Genomic DNA, 24,293 nt, shown 5'->3' with positions numbered 1-24,293 from the left:
ATAAGGTCTGCTCCCGCACGCGTTGATTATGGCCCAAACTATCACGAAGGATTTCGGGCTACAGCAACTTTTACAACATCGCCAGGCACAAGAACGGTATTTTCCTGCGCAGCGATTTCCTGTGTTTTGCCGTTTGCCGACCGTACAATGCTGAAGCGCATCACCGGAGCGGCGGCACCGCCGGCCGCGAGGCCGGCCGCTTCCGGCGCGTTCACGAGTGCTTCGGCCATTAGCTTTTTATACATGGCGAGCTTGAGATTATTCTCATCCAAGGCCGCCTGCGTGGTCCGATTTTCAATGGCAAGCTCTGCCTTTCGATCGTTCTCAAGGTCAGTCGCGTCCCGCCTGGCCTTATTCACCTCCTGTTTGGCGCGCAGTGAAGCCGTATCAAGGTCGAGGAGTTTGCCCTGCATATCCGCTACACTTGTCTTGAGGTCCATCAATCGGGAATTCACCACCAGACCCCGGTCAGCAAGCGACCCGATGCTGGCCAGTTCGTTCTTGGCCAGTTCCATCTGGCGGTTCTGCACCACCATTTTCTTCTCCAGCGAGACTATCTCGGCCTCGTATAGGGTTTTCAGCTCGTCCAAGGCGCTTAGCTGAAGTTTTACCGAATCTGTCCTGGATGACATGATTTCCTTTTCGGCCGACATCAATGCATCGGCTTGCGGATCGTCGGCGAGCTCTGACGGCGTTATTATACTGCCCGCGTTTTCGAGCTCCGCCTTGATGCGGGCGAGTGTCGCCAGTAGTCTGTTGCGCTCGGCGACCAGGACCACGTAGCTACCTTCCGCATTAAAAAAATCCCTCTCAAAGCGCTGACCCTCGTCGGTGGATCTGCGCATCCCACCGGCCAGACTTACTACTTTGAGAACGGTCATCTCGGGCTCGAACGGATACTTTCCGGGGATTTGGACGACGCCGGACACAAAAACAGGACGGAATTCCAATACTTCTACCGACGCCTCGGGAAGATCAATCAAGCCAAGTTTCTGTTGAACACTATGAGCGATTTCTGCGGCCACTTGCTGCGTAGTTTTGCCAGCAGCCTGCACCTCGCCGGCAAACGGAAGCGAGAGGCTACCCGATGCATTGATCATATAAGTATTGGTAATTGCGGGCCACTCTCTGAAGGTTCCCTCGGCTGTTTGCCACTGCACAACCTTGACGTTCACCTTGTCCATCGGACCGAGTTTGTAGTCCGCCGCACTAGCGCCGGACGCAAAGAGCAGTTGAAGCATGGTGATGCCGACGACGAATCCGGCAATTGAGCACAGCGAGCGGCACCACACCCGGATCGGCAAGGCATCGTCACGGAACGGATAGTAGTTACTCAACGAAATTCCTCCGGTAAAGCGATCAGTCCCTGCAAATTCCAAGCGCCTGACATCGCACGCGCTTACGTGGCGCCGACGGTTTGAACAGCATCAATATTGCACAAAACTCGTGAATATCGACCGATAACATCGGATTAGATCGTTGATGGCATAATCTACCCGACACCATTTTCGACGATACTAATACGAGCCCCGCGCTGCGCAAACCACCGGGATCGTTTTGAGAATGATCGCGACATCACCACGAAACGACCAGTTTTCAACATAGCCCTGGTCGTAAGCGACGCGTTTGTCATAAGGCACATCGTTACGTCCGCTAATTTGCCAGATACCCGTCAGGCCAGGCCGAGATCTCATGTAGTACGCTGCCGCCGGGCCGTACAGCTCAAGCTCCTCCCCGATAATGGGGCGAGGCCCAACAATACTCATCTCTCCGCGAAGAATATTGAGTAGCTGCGGCAGCTCATCAAGGCTCAACTTCCTGATCACTGAACCGACATCGGTAACGCGTGGATCAGACTGCAGCTTGCGAGTTGAAATCCACTCAGCTCGCGCCTGCGGATTTTCGCGCAGATACGATTCCAGTATCGCATCTCCGTTTGTTTTCATCGTCCGGAACTTGAGGCAGTAAAACGGCCTCCCACCACGACCTATTCTGCGGTGGCGATAGAAAACCGGGCCTCCGTCCGACATCTTTATTAAAATTATCATCATGATGAACAACGGACTGAGCATAAATAGCCCTAAAGCCGCTGAGACAACATCAAAAGCACGCTTCAGCGGCCCCCCGACCGCAGGGGTGTCCAATCTTTCAGTCTCTCGAACGAACGGAAAGGCGGCCAACTTCACCGAAGGCTTCATTTTTGCGCTCCAAATCAGTCATGCCAAATGCTAACAAAACGTTACCAGAAAAGCTGTGCGACGCAACATAATGCCCGGAACCGTACGCTAACTTATCGACAGGGATATTGTGTTTCATGAGGCTGTTCTAATGTAAAAACATCGTTTCTCACACTAATTAATCTGATATGATTGGAGATGTTGCGATCTAAATCAACTTGTACACAATATCAAAATTGATTAATCGATACTTATCAGTGAAGTATGTGTGAATGTGACATGGTAATTCAATTTCGTTATTCAAAAATGACTGACATTTATCGAATATGCCACTGAGTTATTTAGATTCAATCGGAATATAAATGACTATTCCTAGTCGGGTCGGCGTTGTGCGCTTGCTAAGCAATTCGAACTAATCCCATAGTAACGGGCGCTTTAATTGGTGGTTCGGGGCAAAATGCACTCCGAATCAAGCCGATTTGGATGGCCAAAAGAGTTCGCGTTTCCGCTTGTGCAACCAAGGGCGCATCAATAATATATTCGTAGCAGATGTTGTTAACATCATGTTTATGCATTCAGTGCTTGCATGTGTTCTTGAGGTTCTGCTCAAATAGCGTCGCGTACTGTATTGAGAGTATCGGCCGTGAGGCGGGAGAGGGCACGCATGAGATTTCCGCGTTTCTTGATCGGGCTTCTTGCAGCGCTGCTTGTCTTTGGGGTTACGACCTATCTTATCACCGGCAATGTCTGGCGTACCCTTGGCCAGACGCTTGTCTGTGCATTTCTGATCCAGCTTGGATATTTCGTCGTGATCCTTTGGCTCGTAAGTCGCCGCAAATCACAGGTCAGCGATGATGCGCAAAAAAATCCGGATGATGCCCACTTTCACAAGCAACGCCGCTCCATTTTTGCATCACGGCTGCGGCACACACGTTGAGGCAACAGGTCTATGCGAACATCAACGGCAACGGCGTACATTGCAGGTTCAGCGGTGAATTCGTGAGCAGCGTGTGCACCATTATTGCTGCTCGCAACGCGTCCTCTACAATCAGTGCCGCTATAACATCGGCCCTGAACGACCCACATGTTGCGGAAGTTGTTGTCGTCGACGATGCTTCCACCGATGCGACTGCGGACACTGCCCGGGAATCGAACGATGGCAGCGGGCGTTTGAAAGTTGTGCGCTTCGAGACAAACAAGGGGCCGGCAGCTGCCCGCAACTACGCAATCGAATGCTCGTCCGCTCCGCTCATCAGCGTGCTTGACGCGGATGATTTCTTTATCGAAGGCCGGTTCTCGCAACTCCTGTCTGTTCCCGATTGGGATATCATCGCCGACAACATCGTATTCGTCAGCGAGGAATCAATTCGCGACTTTGACAGTCGCACCATTCCGCGTTTCGGAGGGGCTCCCTGGACCCTGGATATCACGACATTTGCACAACGGAACATTTCCAAGCGTCACCGACAGCGTGGTGAACTTGGCTTCCTGAAGCCCCTCATTCGGCGCGAGTTTCTGACGCGCAACAATCTGCGTTACAATGAGAAACTGCGGCTTGGCGAAGACTATGAACTTTACGCCTGGGCTTTGGCGTTTGGTGCCCGATTTCAGGTGATCAGCAATTGCGGATACGGTGCCGTTGTCCGGTCTGACTCTTTGAGCGGTAGACACTCCGCAGACGATCTCAAAAACCTTGCAGACGCTGCGGAAATGCTCCTCAAAAGTGGATTACTTTCACATCAAGCTGCGAAAGCAGTTGAAGCGCATGCAAAGCATGTGCGCTCAAAATATTATCATCGCCAGTTTCTAGATGTGAACGCCCGGGAGGGACTTGCTGCCGCTGCGGCTGTGTTTGTCCGTGATCCAGCAACAATGCTACCTATAACAAGCGCAATCGTAATGGACAAATATGAGGCGTTCACTCGCTTTTGGCGCAATGAGCCGGTGCTGTCGGGGGATGAAGGTAGACTACGATTCCTGTTCGATAAACCACCACGACAACTCAGCGAAGATGCGACTCGTTTAACGACTGCATGAAAACAGTTATTGCATCGCGGGATGAAAGCACCTCATTGGCGGGAGGGACGGACGTCTGGCTGTAGAATTGAAAAGGTGAGTTTACCGGCGACGCCTCCAGTCCGGCCGCAACAGACCTAGCCGGGTGTGAAGTACAGAATGACGGACTTCCGCACTCTACTGCGAAGATTTGTCGGCTTCTTCTGATTTCAATTGTTCGTTGTCATGACCGCATGGCCACTTTCATCGAAGTATAACTACAATTATTCAGCATTACCCCAATCAATGTAATTAGTGCATCAGGTAGCCCAATGTTTGCAGCATCGTTACATTGGCGACTGTCGATTCTATGTCCAATGGCCGCACATGACGCGTCGAATGAAATACTCCAGTCAAGGAATGAGGGGACACCATACCAATGGTTGCCAACCGCCTGGGTTATCGGTTTGTAAAGGCTACCGCTCGCCTGCCACTTGCGACGAATATTTCGCCGATCAGATGGAAAAGGGCCCGACACCTTCGCCAGTCCGACAAAACCCGCTTCTGCAAAGGTTCTCCGAAGTGTCTTCAAAGCTGAAGGGAAATCCCCGTCAGTTTCCAGAATTCGTCACTTGTTCGCCACAGTAGCTTCCGTGGCGTAAAGCCGATTATTTACTCTAGGATAGGATGTACCGGGTGCCGCATATCTTATACCTCGTGCACGATTTGGCCGACCCCGCCGTCAGTCGTAGGGTCCGTATGCTGCATGCCGGTGGCGCCGTTGTGACATTGGCCGGCTTCACCCGGAGCCAGGCGAAAGCAGCCAGGATCGAGAGTCTCGACCCGGTGGAACTTGGCTGCACAAGTGATGGTAAATTTGCTCAACGATTGTTGGCCGTAGGGCGCGCATGGTGGAAGCTTTCCTCAACGCTGAGATATGTTGCCAAACCTGACGTGATCATCGCGCGAAATCTGGAAATGCTTGCCCTGGCAAATCGCGCATCGACGCTCGGTGACTGGAATGCACCCGTCGTCTACGAATGCCTCGATATCCACCGCTTGCTTCTTCGCCAAGATGTGATCGGGAAATGCTTGCGTTTGGCCGAACGTTCATTGGCGCGCAGCGCCAAACTTCTGATCACATCGTCCCCAGCATTTGTCGACAATTACTTCGATCCGTTCAAGGTGCTGCATATGCCCGTCTTGCTGCTTGAGAATAAGGTATTTCGGCCAGCTGCGTCACCAGACGAGATTTCCTTGCCGATGACGGCGACAAAACCTTGGAAAATTGGCTGGTTCGGCGCTTTGCGCTGTCGCCGATCCTTAGGACTGCTTGCGGACTTCACACGAAGATTGGATGGCCAAGTCGAAGTCATACTCCGGGGGCGCCCGGCTTATTCAGAGTTTGATGATTTCGACAGGTTCGTTGCTCACGAGCCTTACTTGCATTTTTACGGTCCCTATAAAAACCCTGAGGAACTGGCAGCGATCTATGGCGAGGTGCATTTTTCTTGGGCAATCGATTTTTTCGAGGCCGGACAGAATTCTGACTGGCTATTACCAAACAGGCTTTACGAAGGCTGCCTTTACGGCTCGGTTCCGATTGGGCTGGCGGGAACACAGACTTCTTCATTTCTGCAAGAACGCAATATCGGCTTTTCATTGTCTGGGCCAACCGTCGACGCTCTCGTCAGTCTGTTCAAGGAACTGGACCAGCAAAGTTATCTCCAGGCGCGATCGAACGTGGCGGCGCTGCCCCGTGAGAGTTGGGAATGGACCGAAAAAGACTGTCGCAGCTTTGTGGACCAGCTTCGCCAGCTCGTAGGGTCAACAAACAAACATGGAATCTGCAAACTGGCGGCCTGACTCCCAGGCAGGTGGTTATCAAAAACAGGAACAGTTAATGCCGCAAACAGCTAATAAGAAGTTTTTTGGCCGCGCCATTATTGTCGTGCCGTGTCTTGATGAAGTTGACTTCATCGAGGATCTTGTAACCAAATTGGATGTGGAGGCAGAACATCTTGGCCTGAGGATCATCGTCGTGGATGGAGGAAGTACCGACGGTTCCCAAAACGTCGTGGCAAAAATGGTGCAAAACAATCCGCGCCTTATCCTGCTTCATAACGACAAGACAATACAAAGTGCTGGGATCAATCTCGCCGTTGCAGAATTTGGTGGCGATTGTAATTACCTCATTCGGGTCGATGCTCACGGTCATTATCCGGACGACTACTGTTCCGTACTCCTTCACGAAATGGATAGAACCGGCGCTGATTCTATCGTTGTAGCCATGGCAACTGAGGGGGTGGGAGTGTTCCAAAAGGCGACGGCTCTGGCTCAAAACTCCAAGCTCGGTAACGGCGGAGCAAAACATCGGAAAGGAGCCAAGGGGCACTGGACGGACCATGGTCATCACGCAGCAATGCGCATCGAAGCTTTCAAGCAGGTCGGCGGTTATGACGAAAGTTTCACCCACAACGAGGATGCCGAACTCGATTGCAGGCTCACGGCTGCAGGATTTCGAATATGGATGACTGACCAGACCCATATGGTCTACTTCCCCCGATCTTCGGCCTGGCCTCTTTTCCAGCAATATCTGGGATATGGGCGCGGTAGGGCCAAAAATCTGCTAAAACATCGCATGATACCCAGAGCTCGCCAAGCCATTCCACTCATGGTGCTTCCCGTCGTTGCGGTCTCCCTTCTCGCAACCATCAACTGGTATGCAGTCGTGCCAGCCGTGCTTTGGATAACATTTTGCTTTGGCTACGGTGTCTGGTTGGCGGTCGGTGAGGGGAACCGGTACGGTCCATTGGCTTCAATATCGGCAATGATAATGCATTTGGCATGGTCAACCGGGTTCTGGTTACAATTGCTTGGCTTGGGCGGACGGCAGGACGTTCCGTCATGACCAAAGATATCGTCAAATTGCCAACTGGCTTACCGGAGATAGCAATCACCGTTTGTGTTTGCACATTCCGTCGCCCGGAGCTTGCTGTGACGTTACGCTCGCTCGGCGCCATGGATGTACCCAATAACTGTCGCATACGTATCATAGTGGCGGACAATGACTTTGAACCAACGGCGCAAGATGTGGTGACCGATCTCGCAAGTGGGCTGGCCATCGACGTTTGTTATATCCACGCGCCGGCCGCCAACATATCGCTTGCCCGTAACGCTTGCCTTGACGCAGCTACCGGCGACTACGTTGCATTCATCGATGACGATGAAACAGCTTCGCAAAACTGGCTCACTGCGCTTCTGGATGTGGCGAGCACGACTTCTGCCGCCGCCGTACTCGGACCAGTGCAAGCGTTGTACGGCAAAGGTGCTCCAAAATGGATGGAAGAAGGGGATTTTCACTCGACTGACCCCGTTTGGGTCAACGGAGAAATTCAAACAGGCTACACCTGCAACGTCTTGTTGGCGCGCTTTTGCCCTTCTGTTAATGGGCGTCGTTTCGACCTCTCGCTCGGACGAAGTGGCGGTGAAGACACGAAATTTTTCTCCGATATTCACAGGGCAGGCGGGCGAATTGCATTCGCTGCTCATGCAAATGTCAGTGAGGTCGTTCCTCCCAAGCGCGCTACGCTTTCCTGGCTTTGCAAGAGGCGTTTTCGTTTTGGACAGACGCATGGGCATCTGCTTGCAGGAAATGCAAGCTTCCTCCAACTTTGCGGGCACGTACTTCTCGCCATTACCAAGGCAGTCTACTGTTTCTGCGCCGCAGTCATCCTTTCCTTTTCGGCTGTTTATCGCAATAGGTCATTCCTACGTGGCCTCCTGCATGTCGGTGTAATTTGCGGCCTGTTGGGAATGCGCGAAATACAGCAATATGGTCAAGACGTTTTGCTCGCAACCGGTGGAGATAACCGACGTGTATCCTGATGTCAGCGTCATCATAGCCGCCTACAATGCGGAACATACCATTGGTCGAGCAATCCGCAGTGCACTTGATCAGGATGGCGTGAGCGTGGAAGTCATCGTCGTTGACGATAAGTCGTCAGACGGCACGACAGCCGTCGCTAGGTCCTTTTCGCAACCAAACATCAAGGTGTTGCAACTGGCCAAGAACGCTGGTCCTGGACATGCGCGCAATGTTGCAGTCGATGCGGCGCGGGGTCGGTGGATCGCAGTTCTCGATGCTGACGATGAAATGTCCCCGGACAGACTCTCGACCATGCTGAAGCGAGCGGAGAATGCTGGTGCCGTGATTGCTGTCGACAATATAGGAGTCATCGATAACGGAAATGGCAAATCGTACCAGATGTTCCCGACTTCCAGGCTGGAAGAGCTTGGCAAGATTACGTTGCCCATGTTTATTGCGTCGAACCTCGTTTTCGGTTCGACGTTCAATTACGGTTATATGAAGCCCGTCTTTCGCCGGGACTTTGTCCAGGACAGCCATCTGCGTTACGACGAGAATTTGAGGATCGGTGAAGACTATCTCTTCCTGGCCTCGATGCTTGCTAGCGGCGGCGAATGCATTGTCGAACCGGCTGCCGGCTACTCGTACCACGTGCATGCCGGGTCGATATCGCGGACTTTGAAGCATCATCACGTTTCATCGATGATCGAGGCCGATGCTCTTTTTCTCTCGCGATTTCAATTCGATAGCCAAGCAAAGTCCGCTCAAGCGCGCCGAACGCGCAATCTTGAGGAAGTCCGCAATTTCCTTATCCTCGTCGATCACATCAAGCGTGGATCAGTTCACAACATCGTCAAGATGGCGTTTGACGATCCGGCAGCTTTTCGCTTTCTGTACATGCCCATTGGGGTCCGCATCAAACGCCTTATCCCAAGTTTCATGTCGCGGAACCCATTTCCGAAACATGGTCGAACCAAGCAGCAGTCAGGCGTCTGAGTGAAGTCCGGAAGATTGAACATGTCTAATCACTTCGAGCTAATTGCTAAACAAACCCGAAATTTGCTGGCAAACTGTCAACATTCCAACCCATTGAAGCGGCGGTAAGATGAACCAGGCCAATCTTCCTTTTAGCAGCCGAATTGGGATCACCCCGGACCCTGAACAGGAGTCTGACAATTTCATAGATCTCGAGCGCCTTATCGCAATCGCGCGACGGCAGGCTAAAGTCGTTGCCGCGGCGGCCGGGATCGGTCTTTTACTGGGAACAATCTACATCATCATCGCAACGCCCAACTATACCGCTTCCACGAGCATTCTTCTGGACGACAGTCTGGGCAAATTTGCCGATGACGTTTCGCCGGCGCCATCGAACATGCAATCCGACACCACCATTCTCAGCCAGATCGCAATATTGAAATCGGCCGAGCTTGCCACGAAAGTTGCCACACGGGAAAAGCTCGATGAAAATGAGATCTTTATGAACCCGCCGCGTTCATTGCCCTCCCGTATAAAATCTGTCCTGAGAACTGTCATCGGGCTGTTTGGTGGAGGGCGCGTCTCCGAACTGGACCTGACCAACAAGGACGCCCGAATTGGATATGCTGCTTCGCTGCTTGAGAATGGCCTTTACGTTGAACGCCAGGGGCGGAGCTTTGTTATCGACCTTACCTACACTTCAAATGATGATATTCTGGCCGGAAAGATTGCCAAGGCTTATGCCGACGCCTTTTTGTCAGACCAATTGGATGCGAATTTCGAAGCAACGGAACGGGCAACCATTTGGCTTCAGGCTAGGCTGAGGGACCTGCAGGAAAGCTCTCAGGCAGCGGCACTCGAGGTAGAACGGTTTCGGGCTGCCAACGGTCTGACGGCCGCAAAAGGAGCCCTCGTCTCTGAGCAGCAGCTTTCAGATATCAACAGTCAGCTGATATTGGCTCAAGCGGACACAGCTCGCGCACTTGCCCTATACAACCAGTTTAAGACAATCGTCGGCGGGGGCCTGGAAGAGGCTGTTAAGAATGCATCTGTAGTGACGGACCACAATGGAACGTCCGTCCTCGAAACACTCCGAACACGGTATCTGTCAGTCAGCAAGCGCGAACAGGAGATTGTGGCACGTTTCGGTCAGGAACACCCCCAGGCGGTCAGTCTTCGCACCGAGCAACAGGATCTTGGAAAGCAGATTTTCCAGGAGCTGAAGCAAATGACTGAAAGCTATCGCAATCAGTACGAGGTCGCCCAGTCACGGGAAACTTCACTGCGCCAGGGCCTGGGTAAAGTGACCGGAGAGACTTCCTCAGCTAATGAAGCGCTCGTTCACCTGAAGGAACTCGAGCAGAATTCCGAAGCATTAAGCAATCTTTATAGGACTTTTTTGACCCGCTATCAGGAAGCCTCACAACAACAGTCGTTCCCAATCGCCAAGGCCCGGGTCATTTCGATTGCCTCCACGCCCAGTAGCCCATCCAGCCCTAACAGAACGATGGTTTTAGTTTTGTCTGTGTTGCTTGGAACCTTCACCGGGATGGTCATCGCTGCATGGCGCGAATATCGCGAGCGGTTTTTCCGGGTAGGTGACGACGTCAGGTCGCTTCTCGGGCTCAAATTCCTTGGCTACGTATCGGCTTTTCATGGGCCGGCCGATACCGTGTCCCCACGAGGAACGGCTATTGGACTGGAGCAACCTCCGGCCCCCTTTAATATTACCCGGCTGGCTATTGAAAATCCGTCATCGATATTCGCTGAAACATTGCGCAATGCTAAAATTGCAGCCGATGTGGTTTTGCACGGTCAGAAAGGCAAGGTTTTGGGGGTGATATCTGTCCTTCCCCACGAAGGAAAATCAACGATAGCAGCGAATTTCGCCTCGCTGTTGGCGGTCATGGGTGGCAAAACGCTTCTCATTGATGCCGATCTGCGCAATCCGGGGCTGACCAGGTCGCTGTCGCTCACGCCTAACCGTGGCCTCGTGCAGGCAGTACTTGGAGACCAGCCGTGGCAGAATTCAGTCAAGATTGACAAGAGAACCAAACTCGCCATTGTTCCAGCGGTTCCTCACAAACATTTTCAGTACACAAGCGAGCTATTGTCTAGCGAGGCGATGCGCAGGCTTCTTGAAGAAGCCCGCACGATGTATGACTACATCGTTGTGGATCTTCCGCCATTAGGCCCCGTCGTTGACGCGAAAGCCTTCGCACCGTTCGCGGACGGATTCATCATGGTGGCGGAATGGGGCGCGACACCGCGCGCTCTGGTCAAATCCGTGCTCCAGTCCGAAACTCATATCACACCAAAGGTGCTGGGTGTGATCCTCAACAAAACAGATATGAAAGAGCTGGCCAAGTACACGTCTTACGGAAGTTCAGAGCACTTCATGGAGCGGTATACGAGCTATTATATTGATCAAGCGCCGTCTGCAAAGCCCCCGAGGCCCAAAGTACCGGTCGACTCGGCATAATCGATTGACGTTGTGAATACGCGGCCCTTCTGCTTCCACAGTCGAAGGGCACTGAGCTTTCCTGTGAAGTAGGCACCCGTGTCGAGGTTAAATCTCTTTCCAACCTGGACTGGCTTGTCGATCGGTGTGTGGCCATGAATAACCCAGTGCTCCAACAAATGGCTGTTGTCAAAAAACGCACTGCGGATGAAGACAAGATCTTCGTCGCTTTGCTCCCAAACGCTCAGCGACGGCCTTATACCGGCGTGCACGAATAGGAAATTTCCGGCCGCGATTAAAATCGGTAAGGTTCTCAGAAATTGTGTGTGCCGCTCAGGGATCGCGGCCCGGATAATCTCATCCAGCCTTCGGCGGGACTTGTAAATCAGTTTCAAATGTTCGATATCGATGCCGTAAGAAAGTAAGGTCGCTTCGCCGCCCATTTGCAGCCATGTCGAAAGGGCAAGCCTACCGTCCAGATAATCGAGCATCGCCATCTCATGATTGCCAGTGAGGCAAAGGCGCTCGAAGCCCTCGGGACAGCTTTCGATCAGATGGTCAACGACTTGCGCTGATGCGGGGCCCCTGTCGACATAATCTCCAAGCAAAATGATGAGCTTTTTTCCTGGCAACGCCTCTGCATCAGCGTAAATTATGCGTTCCAAAGTTAATAATTCGTCCAGACAACCGTGAACATCTCCGATGACGTAGACTGCTCGTCCAGAGATACTTATTGTCTCACGACGCCTGCTCGGCCTCGCGACCCTAGATCCGCATAAGCGGATTACAGGACCGATGATACCTTGAATTTTCACGTAGTCGGCCTCCGGCGCTCGAATGTTTGATATTGAGCGCAGTTACAAACGTTACTGGGTGGAGGTAAGGTTAGTCATCAAACTGTCTCCATGCATGTCTCCTCGTTGCTTAACCATTAGGTCTAACTTTCAGATTCTGATGAGCAGATCCGGCGTGATCTCGCCCAAGGTATTGACGCCGAGAAGCGCCATATCCTGATGAATTTCCTTCGACAAAAGGTCTATCGCTTTTGCCACGCCGGTCTGGCCCCCAATACCCGCCGCGTAAAGGAAAGGGCGCCCGATAAAGACAAACTTGGCGCCCAGAGCCAGGGCCTTCATTACATCAGTGCCCCTACGGATTCCGCCATCTATCATCACAACAGTGGAATGACCGACCGCTTCAACGATGCCCGATAGCACACGTAAGGGCGAGGCCGTGTAATCGAGTTGTCGTCCACCGTGATTAGAAACGATGACGCCATCGACGCCAGTCGCGGCAGCTTGCGCGGCATCGTCGACCCTCATAATGCCCTTGACGATGAGCCGGCCCTTCCAGCGCTGCCGTATCTGTTCGAGATGGCGCCAGTTCAGGTGATCGCGCTTGCCGAAATCTCGGGTAAGCGAACGCGATACAATCGGTGCACCTCGTGTGGCATAGGAATTCTCGAAATGCGGAATGCCATGTCGAACGATTGTCTTAACAAATGTCCCAAGTAACCACGACGGATGGGATGCACCCTCCCAAAGGAGCCGCGCGCTGGGACGAAGGGGCGTAGAAAACCCCGTACGGACGTTGTTCTCCCTGCTGGGTAAGGTTGCCACATCTACGGTAAGGACCAGCGTCTTGAAACCGGCGGCCGCTACGCGATCAAGCAGCGCGTTAATGCGCTCCGGCTCCCCCGGGAGGTACGCCTGAAACCAACTATTCGGTGCAACTGTTGATATCTTTTCGAGCGGAATAAGAGACGACCCACTCATGATCATAGGTATATTGGCTTCCCGTGCGGCAGAGGCAAGCACAATATCGCCGCGATATGCCATAAGCGCGCTGATACCCATCGGAGCGATACCAAACGGGCTTGCGTACTCAATCCCAAAAAGTTCTGTGACCTGGCTTCGCCGGGAAACGTCCGTAAGAACCCGCGGGCGGAAGCCGTATTCGGAGAAAGCCAGCCGGTTATCAGCAAGAGACGAATTGGTCTCGCTCGCCCCAGCTATATAGCCAAAAAGCGGACGTGGCAGACGTTTCCTGGCGGCCGGCTCGAAGTCATCGAGGCACAATATCCTGTTCAGTCGCCGGTTCTGTCGCTGGGAGCCGGATTGCTCTGTCGCAACGGGGACCGGCAGTGAAACAGGAGAGGTCGTGTCGGTCATTTCTATTACCTTGGTGTCGTGAAAAGTACGCTTGATCTGAGAACAATATCAGTGACCGGGAACCTGCTTCTCAATAAAAACTGCAAGCGCCGGCACCCAATTCGATCGGATTTCTCGGGTAACGCTCCGCCACGGCGAACTGCAACCCTATTCTATTACAAGCTACATTGAAGACTTTAGAAACGTAATCAACATAGCGATTTAATTGTCCTGATATTGCTAATTAAAATGATTAGGTTGAGCACAAGGCCTCACTCCTCCACGATGCAGTCATGCCGGATGCGTGTCTTCTTTCATTCGTTCCTAGACCACAGTAATTTCGATGCCGCGCAACAACAACGGTCCAACCTTGTTATTTAAGTGTCTCCATGATGACTTTTACGAAGCAGCGACGAGGAGTGTCTCGTGTGTAACTGCGTCAGGATTCGATGTAGGCGCAAGATGAAAGCTGCCCGGGCAGTTGATCTTCCGGGCGGCGGCAGCGATGGATAAGCCACCATCTTATAGCCGTGTCGAGCGGCTCGTTGCTCTTGTGATTGCCGAAAATCCGAAGGCGTCAAAGCTTGTTGATCTCGTTGTGCTGGCTGAGCAGATCGATCCAGGTATGCCTATGGCCGAAGTGCGCAAGGCGTGGTCGCAATTCAACAACCATCACCGCAAGCCGCGGATTGGACGCATGCCAAACAGGTCAGATTCTTGAGTCTCAATCCTGACATTCGCCAATTGTGAGTGGCCGGTGGCATTACAACGGGCCAAAAATGTCGACGTCCGCGTTTGCGAGATTGAACGAACAGCCTGGCGATCGCAAACACCGCTTAGAAATACATCGCATGTAACTCTTATTACTGATACCGGAGGCGTAAAAAATGAAATACGCTATTCAATAGAATGAAGAAGTCGTAACAGAAGTTTTGATCAGATTGGGCGGGTGTAAAATACAACACTCTAAGAAGTTCTTATAATTAAACCAAGATGACTGAGTATGACAATATTATATACCGCACTTGCGAGCATATAACTTGCGTCGTCTCTCGACTTTGCCGCTCTTTATCTCGTTGGGTAGAAGTGTAAACCGGTGTACACAGGATGAAAGAAACCACTATAGGCGCCAATCTTGCTCGACCAATAGCTGAGCATGCTGCGAATAGCCCGAATGATATTGCAATCTCGACGGTAGGGCGTGACTGGACTTATCGCGAGGTAGCCACGACAGTCAGCGGTTTGGCCCAAAAACTCCTGACATCGAACAGAAGTGGCCGTATCGGCATCCTAGGATCGAGAAGCGCTACTGCCTGTCTTGGCATTTTGGCAGCGGCGTGGTCTGGAATAACATATGTACCGCTCAGCCTCAAACTGCCTGAAGAGCGTCTGATCCAACTGTTGCAGACACTTGATCTGGACGCGCTTGTAGTGGATCAGCGCGGCGCTACTTTGTTGTCGAGGAAGATCCTCGACTACGCACCCAGTTTTATTGTTCTTTCAGATGACGCAACTCTTCCAGAACAGACTGGCCAACACAGCATGGTTCGGTTGTCGCTTATCGCCAACACTGAACCCACCGAGCCTCTGCCGCTCTCTGACAGCGCCATCGCCTATATCGAATTCACTTCCGGAACAACGGGCATGCCAAAGGGCGTGATGGTTCCGATTGCAGCCGTAAACAACTATCTCAATGTCATGCAGCAATGGTTTCCGCTCACTCGGGATGATCGGGTCGCCGAAACCTGCGACATTACCTTCGATCTTTCCGTGCACAACATGTTTCTAGCTTGGCGCGCGGGCGCTTCGCTTCAGATTATGACACCTATGCAGATGCTGGCTCCTGCGCGCTTTATCCGCGAGCGGAAGATTACCAGCTGGCTCTCTGTCCCATCCATTATTGCGTTGATGCGCAAGGCCAAGACGCTCGGACCCGGTACCCTGCCAAGTCTGCGGTTGTCGTTCTTTTGCGGCGAACCGCTTCCCGTTCGTGCTGCGCAAGCTTGGGCCGAAGCTGCACCCAATAGCATCGTCGAAAATATTTACGGGCCAACAGAGGCAACCGTCGCCTGCCTTAGACAGCCGGTTAAATGTCCTGTCTTAGTCACGCCCAACCGTGATGTTGTGGCGATAGGAAAACCGTACCCAGGCATGCTGGCGGCCATTTTGGATCAGAATGGCCACGCGGTACCGCCCGGAACGCCAGGAGAAATTGCATTGTCAGGCATCCAGCTTGCCAGTGGATATTTTCAGCAACCGGAACTGACGAACAGCCGCTTCCCGACGATTGATGGCCGACGTTGGTATCTGACGGGCGACATGGGCGTTGAAGATGAACACGGGGTATTTCATCATCTTGGTCGCCTCGACAATCAAATAAAGATACTGGGTAATCGCGTCGAGTTGGAAGAAGTCGAAATGCACTTGCGTGCGGTCAGCGGTTCTGACCACGTCGCTGCGATCGCCTGGCCCATATCGCACGGATCTGCAGATGGTCTGATCACTTTTGTCGTCGGTCCCCAGTCAACGGCCGAAGATATCCGGGCGATGATGAAAACCAAGGTTGCCGCATATATGGTGCCGAATGAAGTCTACATCACCGATGCATTGCCTCTTAACGGGAATGGCAAGGTAGATCGCAGGGCACTTACACAGATGCTCGAAGAGGTGATCTGATACCGAATTTGCACTGTTCAAAGCGGGATGCGAAATTCGGCAGCAACGCCCCACCTCTCGGGGTCACAGCTGGCAAAGCGTCTTCAAGTCCGCGATCAAGGTTGATTGTCCGCATAGAATGCAACGAAATCACCAAAAGTTTCCGGCTCAAACGGCGCATCGGTCAGCGAGAATGGGTCCCAACCCAAATCATCGTGCAGCTTTGCAAACAGGATAGCAAATCCCAGTGAATCGAGACCGCTTTCGAAAAGCTTTGTATCGTCACCAAGCTCAACCTTGGTGAACGATTTTGACGTTGATATTACCTCGTGGTAGGCCTCTACGATCTTCTCCCGTACTTGCTGCCTGTTCATCTCGGCTCCGATACAACAATATCAGAAACTAGAAGATCACTCTTCCAGTTTTTCATCATCAATATTTGGTCTGGTCAATGTGGTACGACTCATCATGCGTGGCGACGGCGCCATCACCGTCATATTGGCCCGAACATCGGTTAACACAACGGCATTAGGTCCGATATTGACGTCATTCCCAATACTCACCTTACCGATGATGACAGCGCCAACGCCGATGTCAACGCGGTCACCGAGAACGGGCGCATGTTCGCTTCCAGTTTCGCCTCGCTCAATGCCAGCAATCCCAAGCGTGACTCCTTGTCGAATGACGCAGTCATCTCCGATCGTTGCGTATTGATGGATCACGATGCACCCTTGATGACCGATATGCAGGCGGCGGCCAATCCTGGCTGTGTGGTAGATTTCAATTCCGTAGGTATTTCGGATGAACCGATTAAGAACAATGTAGATTATCGAAAAGAATGCACGTGCGAGATAAGGGCGCCGGCTGCGCGCCCATGTTCCGTAGCGATATAGTGCCAGGGCGCGGAACCCGGGAAGTGTCCAGTCCCGCCGGTGACAATTGAAATCCTCTTTGATGAGAGCGATCAGGCCCAAACGTTCGGTCAATTCATTTTTATACATTCCGGTCCTTCAATAAGATTGCGCAGAACACAGCTGATCCGCGATCTATTTAACACAGCGTGAAACGCAGACCAATTACGTTGTGTAGACTTAATCGCCGCTGCGACAAATTCCTAAATTATAGTTAGGTAGTCTTAATTCCAAGGCGATGCTGCCAATACTTCAGAAGGGCCGTAGGGCGGCGTCGGCCAAAAATTTGGGAAGCATTGAAGTAAGTGCAACTGATGGGTCTGCGCAATATGTTTTCGGGTTGGAAGTCTGCTGCAGAAAGGATTGCGTCGATCCAACGCACCACATAGATCTGATTATCCGGCCCGCGTGATTAACACATATTATTAGGTTGATCTAAACCGTCTTTAAGAACAATCCTTTTGGCAGCGACCATTTGGAAAATACTCGTGCACACGAAAGGCCATTCTCTCATGCACGTCGTAAGGCCAATCGGCTATCCTTCTGTTTTTAATACCCCGCGCCACTCCCAACACAGGATCACCACACGCTGGTGGGTACCTGCTCATTGGCTTTGGCGGCCATTTGAGGTGGCCCTGGTCATGCCCGCACATGGCGCTGATCTAATCGCCACATTCAACCGCATACCCCTCGGAAGAAAACCGTTCGTTATTTCCTTCGAAAGCCATTTGCCCCGCCTTTTCAACTATGAAAAAACGGCTGCTTTCCGGTATTTCTCCGAAAGGTTGCAGGACGATCGCTGCCGTAAGATCATTCCCATATCCCATTTCTCGCGCAGGGTTTTCCTACAACAGCATGAGGCCAGTGCGTACCGTCGCGAGCTGGAAGAGCGGTTGTCCGACGTTATTTATCCCTCGGTAGAGGTACCGGCCGAGATACATCAGGACAATCGAACCCAAGGGCAATTGAGCGTGTTCTTCGTCGGGGCGCACTTTTCGAGAAAGGGTGGGCCAGCATTGCTCCTTGCGGCCAAACGTCTCCACGATATGAAATGGCCGGTCCAATTTCATATTGTTTCGGAATTGATTGTTGGCGGAGAAAACGGGGTTTGGACCGACCCGCCGGAAGCAGCCTTTTTTGATGAATACAGACCGCTGCTTTCGCTTCCCAATGTGCAGCTCCATGGCAAGATGCCCAACGACGAACTCCTAGCACTGTTGCAAATATGCGATGTCAGTGTTTTGCCAACGCTTTGTGACACATTCGGCTATAGTGTGTTGGAGTCGCTTGCAGCGGGAGTTCCCGTCATTGCAACAAAGGTGTCAGCGCTCCCGGAACTGCTCGAGCAGGGAAAGACCGGCGTTTTACTGCATTTGGACACTGACGAAATGGGTGAATGGCGCCATCTTTTCAAGTTCGATCAGTCGGGTCAAACATACCGAAAAATCTATCGCCAAACCATGGAAGATATCGCTGGTCAGCTCGTAGACGCCATCACCCACATGCTTGAGCAACCGCAACAGCTGACTGAAATGAAGACGAATGCACGCCAGACTGCTGCTGAGCGCTTTGATTCCTACAAGCAGTCGTCTGTACTTGATTCCCTCTACAGCAACGTTCTCCAGTAAACACAACAATCCAATCTTGAGAAAACCTGGGCCCCACGACTTTCAGGACATCGTAAGGAACTTCATCAATGAATTATGTCTACGCAACTATCGGGCTATTAGCGTTTGTAACTCCCGTTCGCGCGAATGACGTTGGCGCTGAAGCTTTTCGGGATGATTTCAACCTGTTGAACTCGGATCGGTGGTTTATCTCCGACGGCTGGACGAACGGAGATCATCAGAATTGCCTATGGCTTGCCCAGCAATTATCGATCAATGAAGGGATATTGCGTTTGTCGCTTACGGACAAGCCTGGCAAAAATCTCTCATACAGTTGCGCCGAGATCCAAACCAAGGCGCGATTTGGCTACGGCACCTATGAAGCACGGATGAAAATTCCTTTCGCCTCAGGGACTAACTCAAATTTTTTCAGTCATATCGGAGCGCCGCAGGAGAGACCCCACAATGAGATTGATTTCGAATTCATTGGTAAGTACGCCGGTGCCTTGCAGACAAATTACTTTGTAAATGGTGTTGGTGGGCACGAGGCTGTCATTGACATCCCCGATGCCGACAGCCGATTTCGAACCTATGCATTTGTTTGGGGATCGGACAGTATTCGATGGTATGTCGACGGTAAAATGGTTCGAGAAATCAAGGAAGGCAGCGTACCTGAAGAACCGCAGAAGATCTATTTGAGCGTTTGGTCAACCAGCACGCTTACTGATTGGCTTGGCAAGTTCGAATATCCGGGCAAGCCGTTGAATTTGGAAATCGATTGGCTCGCGTTTACTCCGCAGAATTCGCTCTGCCAGTTTCCCGAATCTACGGTTTGCATGATCCGAGATGCCGCTCCGACAAAGAACCCCTAAGTCGCCAGTAACATTTCTTATGTGTGCTGCGAGCCGAAACTCTGACTGCAATTCCAATGTACCGATTGAACTCTTTGAAGTACTCGTTCCTTGACTACCCGCAATGGCAGCTTCTTCATCTTCCGAATGCGAGGTGATGTGCAAGCCGACAGGCGAGCGCGACAGCTGGAAGCGTAGGATTGGCTTGGCCTCCGGCCGGGAAAACACTACTGCCGGCAAGATAGAGATTGGATAGGTCATGCACGCGGCAGTTCATGTCCACAACTCCATCGCGCGAATTGTCGGACATACGCGTTAGGCCGATCTGGTGGTAGCCGTCAAAGGCCTGCTCAAGCACTCTCCGTGCTCGTTCCCTTGCGTCGTTCAGGTATTCCAGCCGTCCGATTGCGTTGTCGCGGAGCCATTGGTCGAGAAGCGTATGAGAGCGCACGACCGAGTCTACATCCTTCTCATGAATCCTGTAGTCTACCAAGATCGCGGGTATTGGTGTGTCGGCCTGTCGTTCGAGTAACGACACACGGCTATCCCGGCTAGGCATTTGTTCGGCGTGATATCGCAATAGGTATCTTCCGGCGGGATTCGGCAAAGTGACCCAACTTTTGAAGCGGCGATGGAAAAGGCTGGCAGCGACTCTGACAAGCCCCATTGGCATCATTCGGCTTTGTCGGATGTTGTGCAAATGGCGCACATGGTCGGCGCGTCCTGGCTTTGTTCTTGGCGCTAAACCATTGGAGAATATTTCATAAAGCCCTGAAAAGGTAAGCAACAAATAAAGTGCAGAAAGTGAGCCGGAGCCATGAGCTGGATCGGCAATTGAAATGGGATCCAACCAGAAGGCAGAGTTAAGTAATTCGTTCTTGCGTTGAGTTTGCGGGCTTATCTGCAACCGGCGTCGGAAATAATATCCTTTGGCATCCCTCTGGAAAGTAAGGGCTCTTTCAGCCTCTCGATTATCGAATTGAATAACTGCGATGTAGCCCGTCAGATGGCCCTGATAAAAGCGCCCCAAAGGGCCATCTGTTCCACCGAATTTTTCCGGCCAGCCTTGCTGGGTTGCCAAAAGGAGACGAGCATTTTCCAGGCCACCGCCTGCTAGCACGTAGGCTTTCGCGCGAATCTCGGATATCCGCCCACCGGAAAGAACCCGGAGATGGTCAGTATGAATGCCCGTTGCGTCGAGCACGATGTCTGTAACTGTCACACCAGCAATCACCGTGACATTCTTGGAGGCACGTAAATGTTCTCTATAAAAAGGTCCGACAGCAGGATAGACACTCCAGCGTTCGATCGATGATGTGAGCACATCTTGATCCTCGAACTCAGTGCCGGTTAACTGTAACTCGCTCTCGCTACAGTTGAGAAATGTGAGGGCTTCACGATAATGCCTGTGCAGCTCCGAGTGTTTAATCGGCCATCCAGAAAATGGTACGTGTTCTCGTCGATCGAAGTCGAGGTCATCGAAGGTAACGCACCGCCCGCCCCAGAGTGCAGTCGTTCCGCCTATACCGCGGCTTGTGGCAGCAGTGGCCACGGCGTGGCGATTATTGGTGAACTTCACTTCGCCGAACTTCTGGGTGGCGTCCGAAAAGCCTTCGGATGACCCTGCCTCCAAAAGCGCGACCTTGAGACCGAATTCTTCACATTTCAAAGCGAGGGCAAGACCGACCGGACCAGCGCCGACGATACATACATCCAACACAGCAAGTTCAGCGTCGGCGCTACCAAAGATCATGTTATGTTCCCATCACTTTGCACAAAGTATCGCAATGCAGTAAATGAGCCATCCAGAAACTGTTTACCGAGACACCAATCAATGCCTGGGAAACCTCCGAAGGTAAATAGCGTAGCGTTATAGGCACGAGCGCTGCAGAATGCTCCGAGGGCGGTTCCTCCTTATTTGATCTTGTAGTTTAATCCCTTCTGGCGAACATATGAGTCAATGTTCCGAACCGCTCATATCTTTCGACAACTCGTTTTCTTGCGGGGCCTACGCGGTAATTCTCCGATGGGATGAGGTGGGCAGGGCTTGAGATTGGTCGGCGGATACCACGAGTTTACGCGCGCGATGGGTCGGGTTGACCCGTTTTGTTGGAGATACAACGCAGCTGTCAAATATGCGTCTTCCAACGCCCCGTGAACCCTGTATATGCGAGAACGTCCTATTCGCTTGAGGCAATCGTCGAGGCTCTTTGCCTCGTCTCCCCACACTTCCCGAGCGCGTTCCATGGTACAGAAAGTCGGTTGGTCTAAACGCTCCAGCTTGGCTTTGCGAAGTTCACGCTGCAAGTAAGGCAAATTAAATGCCGCATCGTGCATGACCAGTTCATCTGCCCACGATAGCCAGGAACGTATTCGCGGTGCAAGATGGCAGAACAAATCCTGGAAGCGCGTTATCCAATCATCATAGCCATGGATTTCCGCGGCCTCTGGATGACTATCCTTGCGGGGGTCAAATATCAGGTATAGCGACTGCCTTTGCAGTTCATGGCCTTCAAGTCGAACAGCTCCAACTGTGACTATTCGATCCTTAGGTTGTACCCCGGTCGTCGCCGTGTCCAAGACGATGACGCGCTTCTTATGTGTGTAGAGTGCGATGTCCATCACAAGATTTCCCATCCCCGCGCCTAATGTGCCGTTTCTGGGATACCGACGCCAGCATTATTGCGGTCGGCAGCATGCCGAAATAGGGCTAGGCGGAGTTAATCCAAAGGATTGGCGTGTCGCTCATGTCAGGGAGACTGGATTGTCCCGAAGACGGTCTGATCTTGCTGGCTTCATTACTGGAATTTTTCTGGAGATATTCTTATCGTAGAGGAGCAACGCCAGCCACCGAACGGCGCAGCTGGTCATGGTTGCGCCCGGTAGGGCAGGGTGATCCACGCGTGTATCACCTCGAGACGGCCATCAGGGTAATCGCAGACGATTCCTGTGAGTTCTCGCTGAAGCGCGACTTTGGAGCATCGGCAAGCTAGCGTAGTCATCGCGTCCTCGCCATGATCTTTTGCCGGAACACTTCGGCGGGGGTTTTGTAGCCGAGGCATTTGCGCGGCGTCGTGTTGAGCTGGTCGCAGACGCGGCGCAGTTCAGTGTCGCTGACAGCGAGCGGATCAACCTCTCTCGAAAGCCATCTTCGTGCCCGGCGATTGGTGTTCTCGACGGTGCCTTTCTGCCAGGGCGACTGCGGGTCGCAAAACCAGGTCTGTGCGCCAAGTCCGGCCTGCAGATAGGGCCAATCGGTGAATTCGGTGCCACGGTCAAACGTGATCGAGCGGCGGGCCGTAGGGGGCAGGGGTTCCAGCGTCCGGATCAGGCGCTCCATGATCGGTCGCGATTGCCGGTCATTGTTGCGCAGAAACACGGTAAAGCGGCTGACCCGTTCGACCAGCGAGGTGACATTGGCTTCGCCGAACTTCTTCCTGAACTGCATCAGATCGCACTCCCAGTGGCCAAACTGCTGGCGTTCGCGCACGATGTCCGGCCGATGCAAAATGCTGAGCTGCGGACTGAATCTGCGGCCATGGCGACGTCGGGCATGGCGTGGCCTGCGCCGGGCGCGCCGCTCCGGCAGGTGATGCCACAGCCTGATCGCCTGACCGTCCTTCGAATAGGCAAGCGGTAGATCGTCTCATGGCAGACCGTCATGCCATGGCGTCCACCTTCCAGTTTGAGGCGGCCCGCGACCTGTTCAGGTGACCAGCCGTGGCGGATCCGTTCGATGATCGCTTCGCGCAGTTGCGGTAGCCGTATCAACTTGCGCAGATTGCGCCGCCGATCCTTTGACCTGGCGTCGGCGGTCACACCGTAATAGCCCGAAAGTTCACGCATCTCGGGATCTTCGAAGCGATTGCGCTTCAGCTCGCGAAAGATCGTTGAACGATGCCATCCGAGTTTCTCCGCAATGACATCGACGCTGATCTTCGCAGCATGCCAGCGCTCGATTTTGCGACGTTCATCGAGCGTGATCTGAGAATAGGGGCGAAACGGGCGGTTCATGGGCAATTCCTTTGTAGCGATAAGCCATTGTTATCGCTACAAAGTCGCGCTTCGAAATAGAACCCACCCGGCTACAAGGGAGTGTTGCATAATCGGCTGAAGGAATCGCCGATCGTCATGTTCACTGACCAGACGAAGTGGCCGTCCGGATCCTTCGTCCGGTAGATGCGCGCAATATTGATGTTGCCAACGACATAGGCACAGAAGTCGTAGCGCAGCTCCTCGCCGCCGATGACAGTGCGTTTCCAGGCGATGTGCATGGGCATTATCTTAGGATTGCTCCTCATTCTACGAACGTAGGATATATTCAGCCCATTCTTAACGGCAATATCAGGTCGGAGCGTCCTTGGGCAATAACGCCTCTTGCAAATCCGTCTAACACATGCATAAGCTATGCATGTGTTAGACGGAAATAAACTTGGCGCTCTGGGAGCGATGATTGCATACCGGAGCGAGGCCGCACTGGCTGGCTTGTCAGCCAGTGCGGCGGCTCTGCTTTCCATGCTGCATTTCAAGCCAGGATTGACTACGACGGAGGTCGCAGAGGTTGTCGGGGTGAGCCAGCCGGCTGCGGTGCGCCTGATCGATGGACTGGAGCGGCAGGGCCTCCTTGCCAGAGGAAATCCCGT

At 52.7% G+C, this 24,293-nt stretch carries 21 protein-coding genes and 1 pseudogene; 12 read left to right on the top strand and 10 right to left on the bottom strand.

Going from position 1 to position 24,293, the window contains the following annotated elements:
* Positions 1–41 precede the first annotated feature (41 nt).
* Positions 42–1,337 (bottom strand): polysaccharide biosynthesis/export family protein, encoded by a 1,296-nt coding sequence (locus tag CU102_RS14410; RefSeq protein ID WP_245425347.1) that lies wholly within the window; start codon positions 1,335–1,337, stop codon positions 42–44.
* A 180-nt stretch (positions 1,338–1,517) separates the two neighbouring features.
* The gene (locus tag CU102_RS14405) at positions 1,518–2,198 is read right to left on the bottom strand and encodes a sugar transferase (RefSeq protein WP_106711807.1); all 681 of its coding nucleotides are present in this window, start codon (positions 2,196–2,198) and stop codon (positions 1,518–1,520) included.
* 643 nt (positions 2,199–2,841) lie between these two features.
* Between CU102_RS14405 and CU102_RS14400 the strand changes: the two genes are divergently transcribed.
* The 7 genes from CU102_RS14400 (at position 2,842) to CU102_RS14375 (ending at position 11,497) form a co-directional block, all read left to right on the top strand.
* Positions 2,842–3,114, top strand: coding sequence for an exopolysaccharide production repressor protein (locus tag CU102_RS14400; RefSeq protein ID WP_106711806.1), 273 nt, complete (start codon positions 2,842–2,844; stop codon positions 3,112–3,114).
* Between the two features lie 62 nt (positions 3,115–3,176).
* Positions 3,177–4,214 carry a glycosyltransferase family 2 protein gene (locus CU102_RS14395; protein ID WP_106711938.1) on the top strand — a complete coding sequence of 346 codons (1,038 nt, stop codon included), beginning with the start codon at positions 3,177–3,179 and terminating at the stop codon, positions 4,212–4,214.
* Positions 4,215–4,868: 654 nt separating this feature from the next.
* Complete coding sequence (locus tag CU102_RS29880; protein WP_166648435.1) at positions 4,869–6,038, top strand: glycosyltransferase family 4 protein; 1,170 nt, start codon at positions 4,869–4,871, stop codon at positions 6,036–6,038.
* Between the two features lie 37 nt (positions 6,039–6,075).
* On the top strand, positions 6,076–7,083 hold the full coding sequence (locus tag CU102_RS29875) for a glycosyltransferase family 2 protein (protein ID WP_166648442.1): 1,008 nt from the start codon (positions 6,076–6,078) through the stop codon (positions 7,081–7,083).
* Positions 7,080–8,060 carry a glycosyltransferase family 2 protein gene (locus tag CU102_RS14385; RefSeq protein WP_106711805.1) on the top strand — a complete coding sequence of 327 codons (981 nt, stop codon included), beginning with the start codon at positions 7,080–7,082 and terminating at the stop codon, positions 8,058–8,060. The genes CU102_RS29875 and CU102_RS14385 overlap by 4 nt, the downstream gene beginning before the upstream one ends.
* Complete coding sequence (locus tag CU102_RS14380) at positions 8,050–9,036, top strand: glycosyltransferase family 2 protein (protein WP_166648436.1); 987 nt, start codon at positions 8,050–8,052, stop codon at positions 9,034–9,036. Before CU102_RS14385 ends, CU102_RS14380 begins: the two co-directional genes overlap by 11 nt.
* Before the next feature lie 109 nt (positions 9,037–9,145).
* On the top strand, positions 9,146–11,497 hold the full coding sequence (locus tag CU102_RS14375; protein WP_106711803.1) for a polysaccharide biosynthesis tyrosine autokinase: 2,352 nt from the start codon (positions 9,146–9,148) through the stop codon (positions 11,495–11,497).
* Here the strand turns inward: CU102_RS14375 and CU102_RS14370 are convergent.
* Together CU102_RS14370 and CU102_RS14365 are read right to left on the bottom strand one after the other, a co-directional pair.
* Positions 11,443–12,291: a metallophosphoesterase gene (locus CU102_RS14370; RefSeq protein ID WP_245425346.1), complete on the bottom strand. Its 849-nt coding sequence runs from the start codon at positions 12,289–12,291 to the stop codon at positions 11,443–11,445. The two genes, CU102_RS14375 and CU102_RS14370, sit on opposite strands and share 55 nt — an antisense overlap.
* 129 nt (positions 12,292–12,420) lie before the next feature.
* Positions 12,421–13,647, bottom strand: a complete 1,227-nt coding sequence (locus CU102_RS14365; RefSeq protein ID WP_106711802.1) for an alpha-hydroxy acid oxidase — start codon at positions 13,645–13,647, stop codon at positions 12,421–12,423.
* A 484-nt stretch (positions 13,648–14,131) separates the two neighbouring features.
* On the opposite strand from CU102_RS14365, the gene CU102_RS14360 reads away from it, so the two are divergent.
* A complete protein-coding gene (locus CU102_RS14360) occupies positions 14,132–14,347 on the top strand; it encodes a hypothetical protein (RefSeq protein ID WP_133624548.1) in 216 nt (71 codons plus the stop codon).
* Positions 14,348–14,733: 386 nt separating this feature from the next.
* On the top strand, positions 14,734–16,302 hold the full coding sequence (locus CU102_RS14355) for an AMP-binding protein (RefSeq protein ID WP_106711800.1): 1,569 nt from the start codon (positions 14,734–14,736) through the stop codon (positions 16,300–16,302).
* 95 nt (positions 16,303–16,397) lie between these two features.
* Here the strand turns inward: CU102_RS14355 and CU102_RS14350 are convergent, their stop codons facing one another.
* Positions 16,398–16,655, bottom strand: coding sequence for an acyl carrier protein (locus CU102_RS14350; RefSeq protein WP_106711799.1), 258 nt, complete (start codon positions 16,653–16,655; stop codon positions 16,398–16,400).
* Between the two features lie 36 nt (positions 16,656–16,691).
* The gene (locus CU102_RS14345) at positions 16,692–17,282 is read right to left on the bottom strand and encodes a serine O-acetyltransferase (RefSeq protein ID WP_106711798.1); all 591 of its coding nucleotides are present in this window, start codon (positions 17,280–17,282) and stop codon (positions 16,692–16,694) included.
* A gap of 551 nt (positions 17,283–17,833) precedes the next feature.
* Between CU102_RS14345 and CU102_RS14340 the strand changes: the two genes are divergently transcribed.
* Both CU102_RS14340 and CU102_RS14335 read left to right on the top strand, forming a co-directional pair.
* Positions 17,834–18,820, top strand: coding sequence for a glycosyltransferase family 4 protein (locus tag CU102_RS14340; RefSeq protein ID WP_166648437.1), 987 nt, complete (start codon positions 17,834–17,836; stop codon positions 18,818–18,820).
* Positions 18,821–18,888: 68 nt separating this feature from the next.
* Positions 18,889–19,671 (top strand): family 16 glycosylhydrolase, encoded by a 783-nt coding sequence (locus CU102_RS14335; RefSeq protein WP_106711796.1) that lies wholly within the window; start codon positions 18,889–18,891, stop codon positions 19,669–19,671.
* Between the two features lie 115 nt (positions 19,672–19,786).
* Here the strand turns inward: CU102_RS14335 and CU102_RS14330 are convergent, their stop codons facing one another.
* The 4 genes and pseudogenes from CU102_RS14330 to CU102_RS14315 all read right to left on the bottom strand — a co-directional run bounded on the left by CU102_RS14330 (position 19,787) and on the right by CU102_RS14315 (position 23,924).
* A complete protein-coding gene (locus tag CU102_RS14330) occupies positions 19,787–21,403 on the bottom strand; it encodes a GMC oxidoreductase (protein ID WP_106711795.1) in 1,617 nt (538 codons plus the stop codon).
* A gap of 221 nt (positions 21,404–21,624) precedes the next feature.
* Positions 21,625–22,287 (bottom strand): 3'-5' exonuclease, encoded by a 663-nt coding sequence (locus CU102_RS14325; protein ID WP_106711794.1) that lies wholly within the window; start codon positions 22,285–22,287, stop codon positions 21,625–21,627.
* 361 nt (positions 22,288–22,648) lie between these two features.
* Positions 22,649–23,664 (bottom strand): annotated as a pseudogene (locus CU102_RS14320) (IS30 family transposase).
* A 71-nt stretch (positions 23,665–23,735) separates the two neighbouring features.
* Positions 23,736–23,924 carry a hypothetical protein gene (locus CU102_RS14315; RefSeq protein WP_106711793.1) on the bottom strand — a complete coding sequence of 63 codons (189 nt, stop codon included), beginning with the start codon at positions 23,922–23,924 and terminating at the stop codon, positions 23,736–23,738.
* A gap of 175 nt (positions 23,925–24,099) precedes the next feature.
* Here CU102_RS14315 and CU102_RS14310 point away from each other — a divergent pair.
* Positions 24,100–24,293: MarR family transcriptional regulator (locus CU102_RS14310; RefSeq protein WP_245425344.1), on the top strand; the 194-nt coding region annotated here is incomplete at its 3' end.

It is taken from the genome of Phyllobacterium brassicacearum (genome assembly GCF_003010955.1).
In the GTDB taxonomy this organism is placed as follows: Bacteria; Pseudomonadota; Alphaproteobacteria; order Rhizobiales; family Rhizobiaceae; genus Phyllobacterium; species Phyllobacterium brassicacearum.
The sequence above is the reverse complement of the archived record's forward strand: the minus strand, read 5'-3'. Positions and strand labels throughout refer to the sequence as shown.

Excerpts from the sequence above, each read along its gene's own strand:
- CU102_RS14400 (WP_106711806.1), top strand. The coding sequence starts at position 2,842 with ATGAGATTTCCGCGTTTCTTGATCGGGCTTCTTGCAGCGCTGCTTGTC.
- CU102_RS14350 (WP_106711799.1), bottom strand. The coding sequence starts at position 16,655 with ATGAACAGGCAGCAAGTACGGGAGAAGATCGTAGAGGCCTACCACGAG.
- CU102_RS14360 (WP_133624548.1), top strand. The coding sequence starts at position 14,132 with ATGGATAAGCCACCATCTTATAGCCGTGTCGAGCGGCTCGTTGCTCTT.
- CU102_RS14355 (WP_106711800.1), top strand. The coding sequence starts at position 14,734 with ATGAAAGAAACCACTATAGGCGCCAATCTTGCTCGACCAATAGCTGAG.
- CU102_RS14335 (WP_106711796.1), top strand. The coding sequence starts at position 18,889 with ATGAATTATGTCTACGCAACTATCGGGCTATTAGCGTTTGTAACTCCC.
- CU102_RS14385 (WP_106711805.1), top strand. The coding sequence starts at position 7,080 with ATGACCAAAGATATCGTCAAATTGCCAACTGGCTTACCGGAGATAGCA.
- CU102_RS29875 (WP_166648442.1), top strand. The coding sequence starts at position 6,076 with ATGCCGCAAACAGCTAATAAGAAGTTTTTTGGCCGCGCCATTATTGTC.
- CU102_RS14315 (WP_106711793.1), bottom strand. The coding sequence starts at position 23,924 with ATGCACATCGCCTGGAAACGCACTGTCATCGGCGGCGAGGAGCTGCGC.
- CU102_RS14340 (WP_166648437.1), top strand. The coding sequence starts at position 17,834 with ATGCCCGCACATGGCGCTGATCTAATCGCCACATTCAACCGCATACCC.
- CU102_RS14375 (WP_106711803.1), top strand. The coding sequence starts at position 9,146 with ATGAACCAGGCCAATCTTCCTTTTAGCAGCCGAATTGGGATCACCCCG.
- CU102_RS14405 (WP_106711807.1), bottom strand. The coding sequence starts at position 2,198 with ATGAAGCCTTCGGTGAAGTTGGCCGCCTTTCCGTTCGTTCGAGAGACT.
- CU102_RS14330 (WP_106711795.1), bottom strand. The coding sequence starts at position 21,403 with ATGATCTTTGGTAGCGCCGACGCTGAACTTGCTGTGTTGGATGTATGT.
- CU102_RS14325 (WP_106711794.1), bottom strand. The coding sequence starts at position 22,287 with ATGGGAAATCTTGTGATGGACATCGCACTCTACACACATAAGAAGCGC.
- CU102_RS14365 (WP_106711802.1), bottom strand. The coding sequence starts at position 13,647 with ATGACCGACACGACCTCTCCTGTTTCACTGCCGGTCCCCGTTGCGACA.
- CU102_RS14345 (WP_106711798.1), bottom strand. The coding sequence starts at position 17,282 with ATGTATAAAAATGAATTGACCGAACGTTTGGGCCTGATCGCTCTCATC.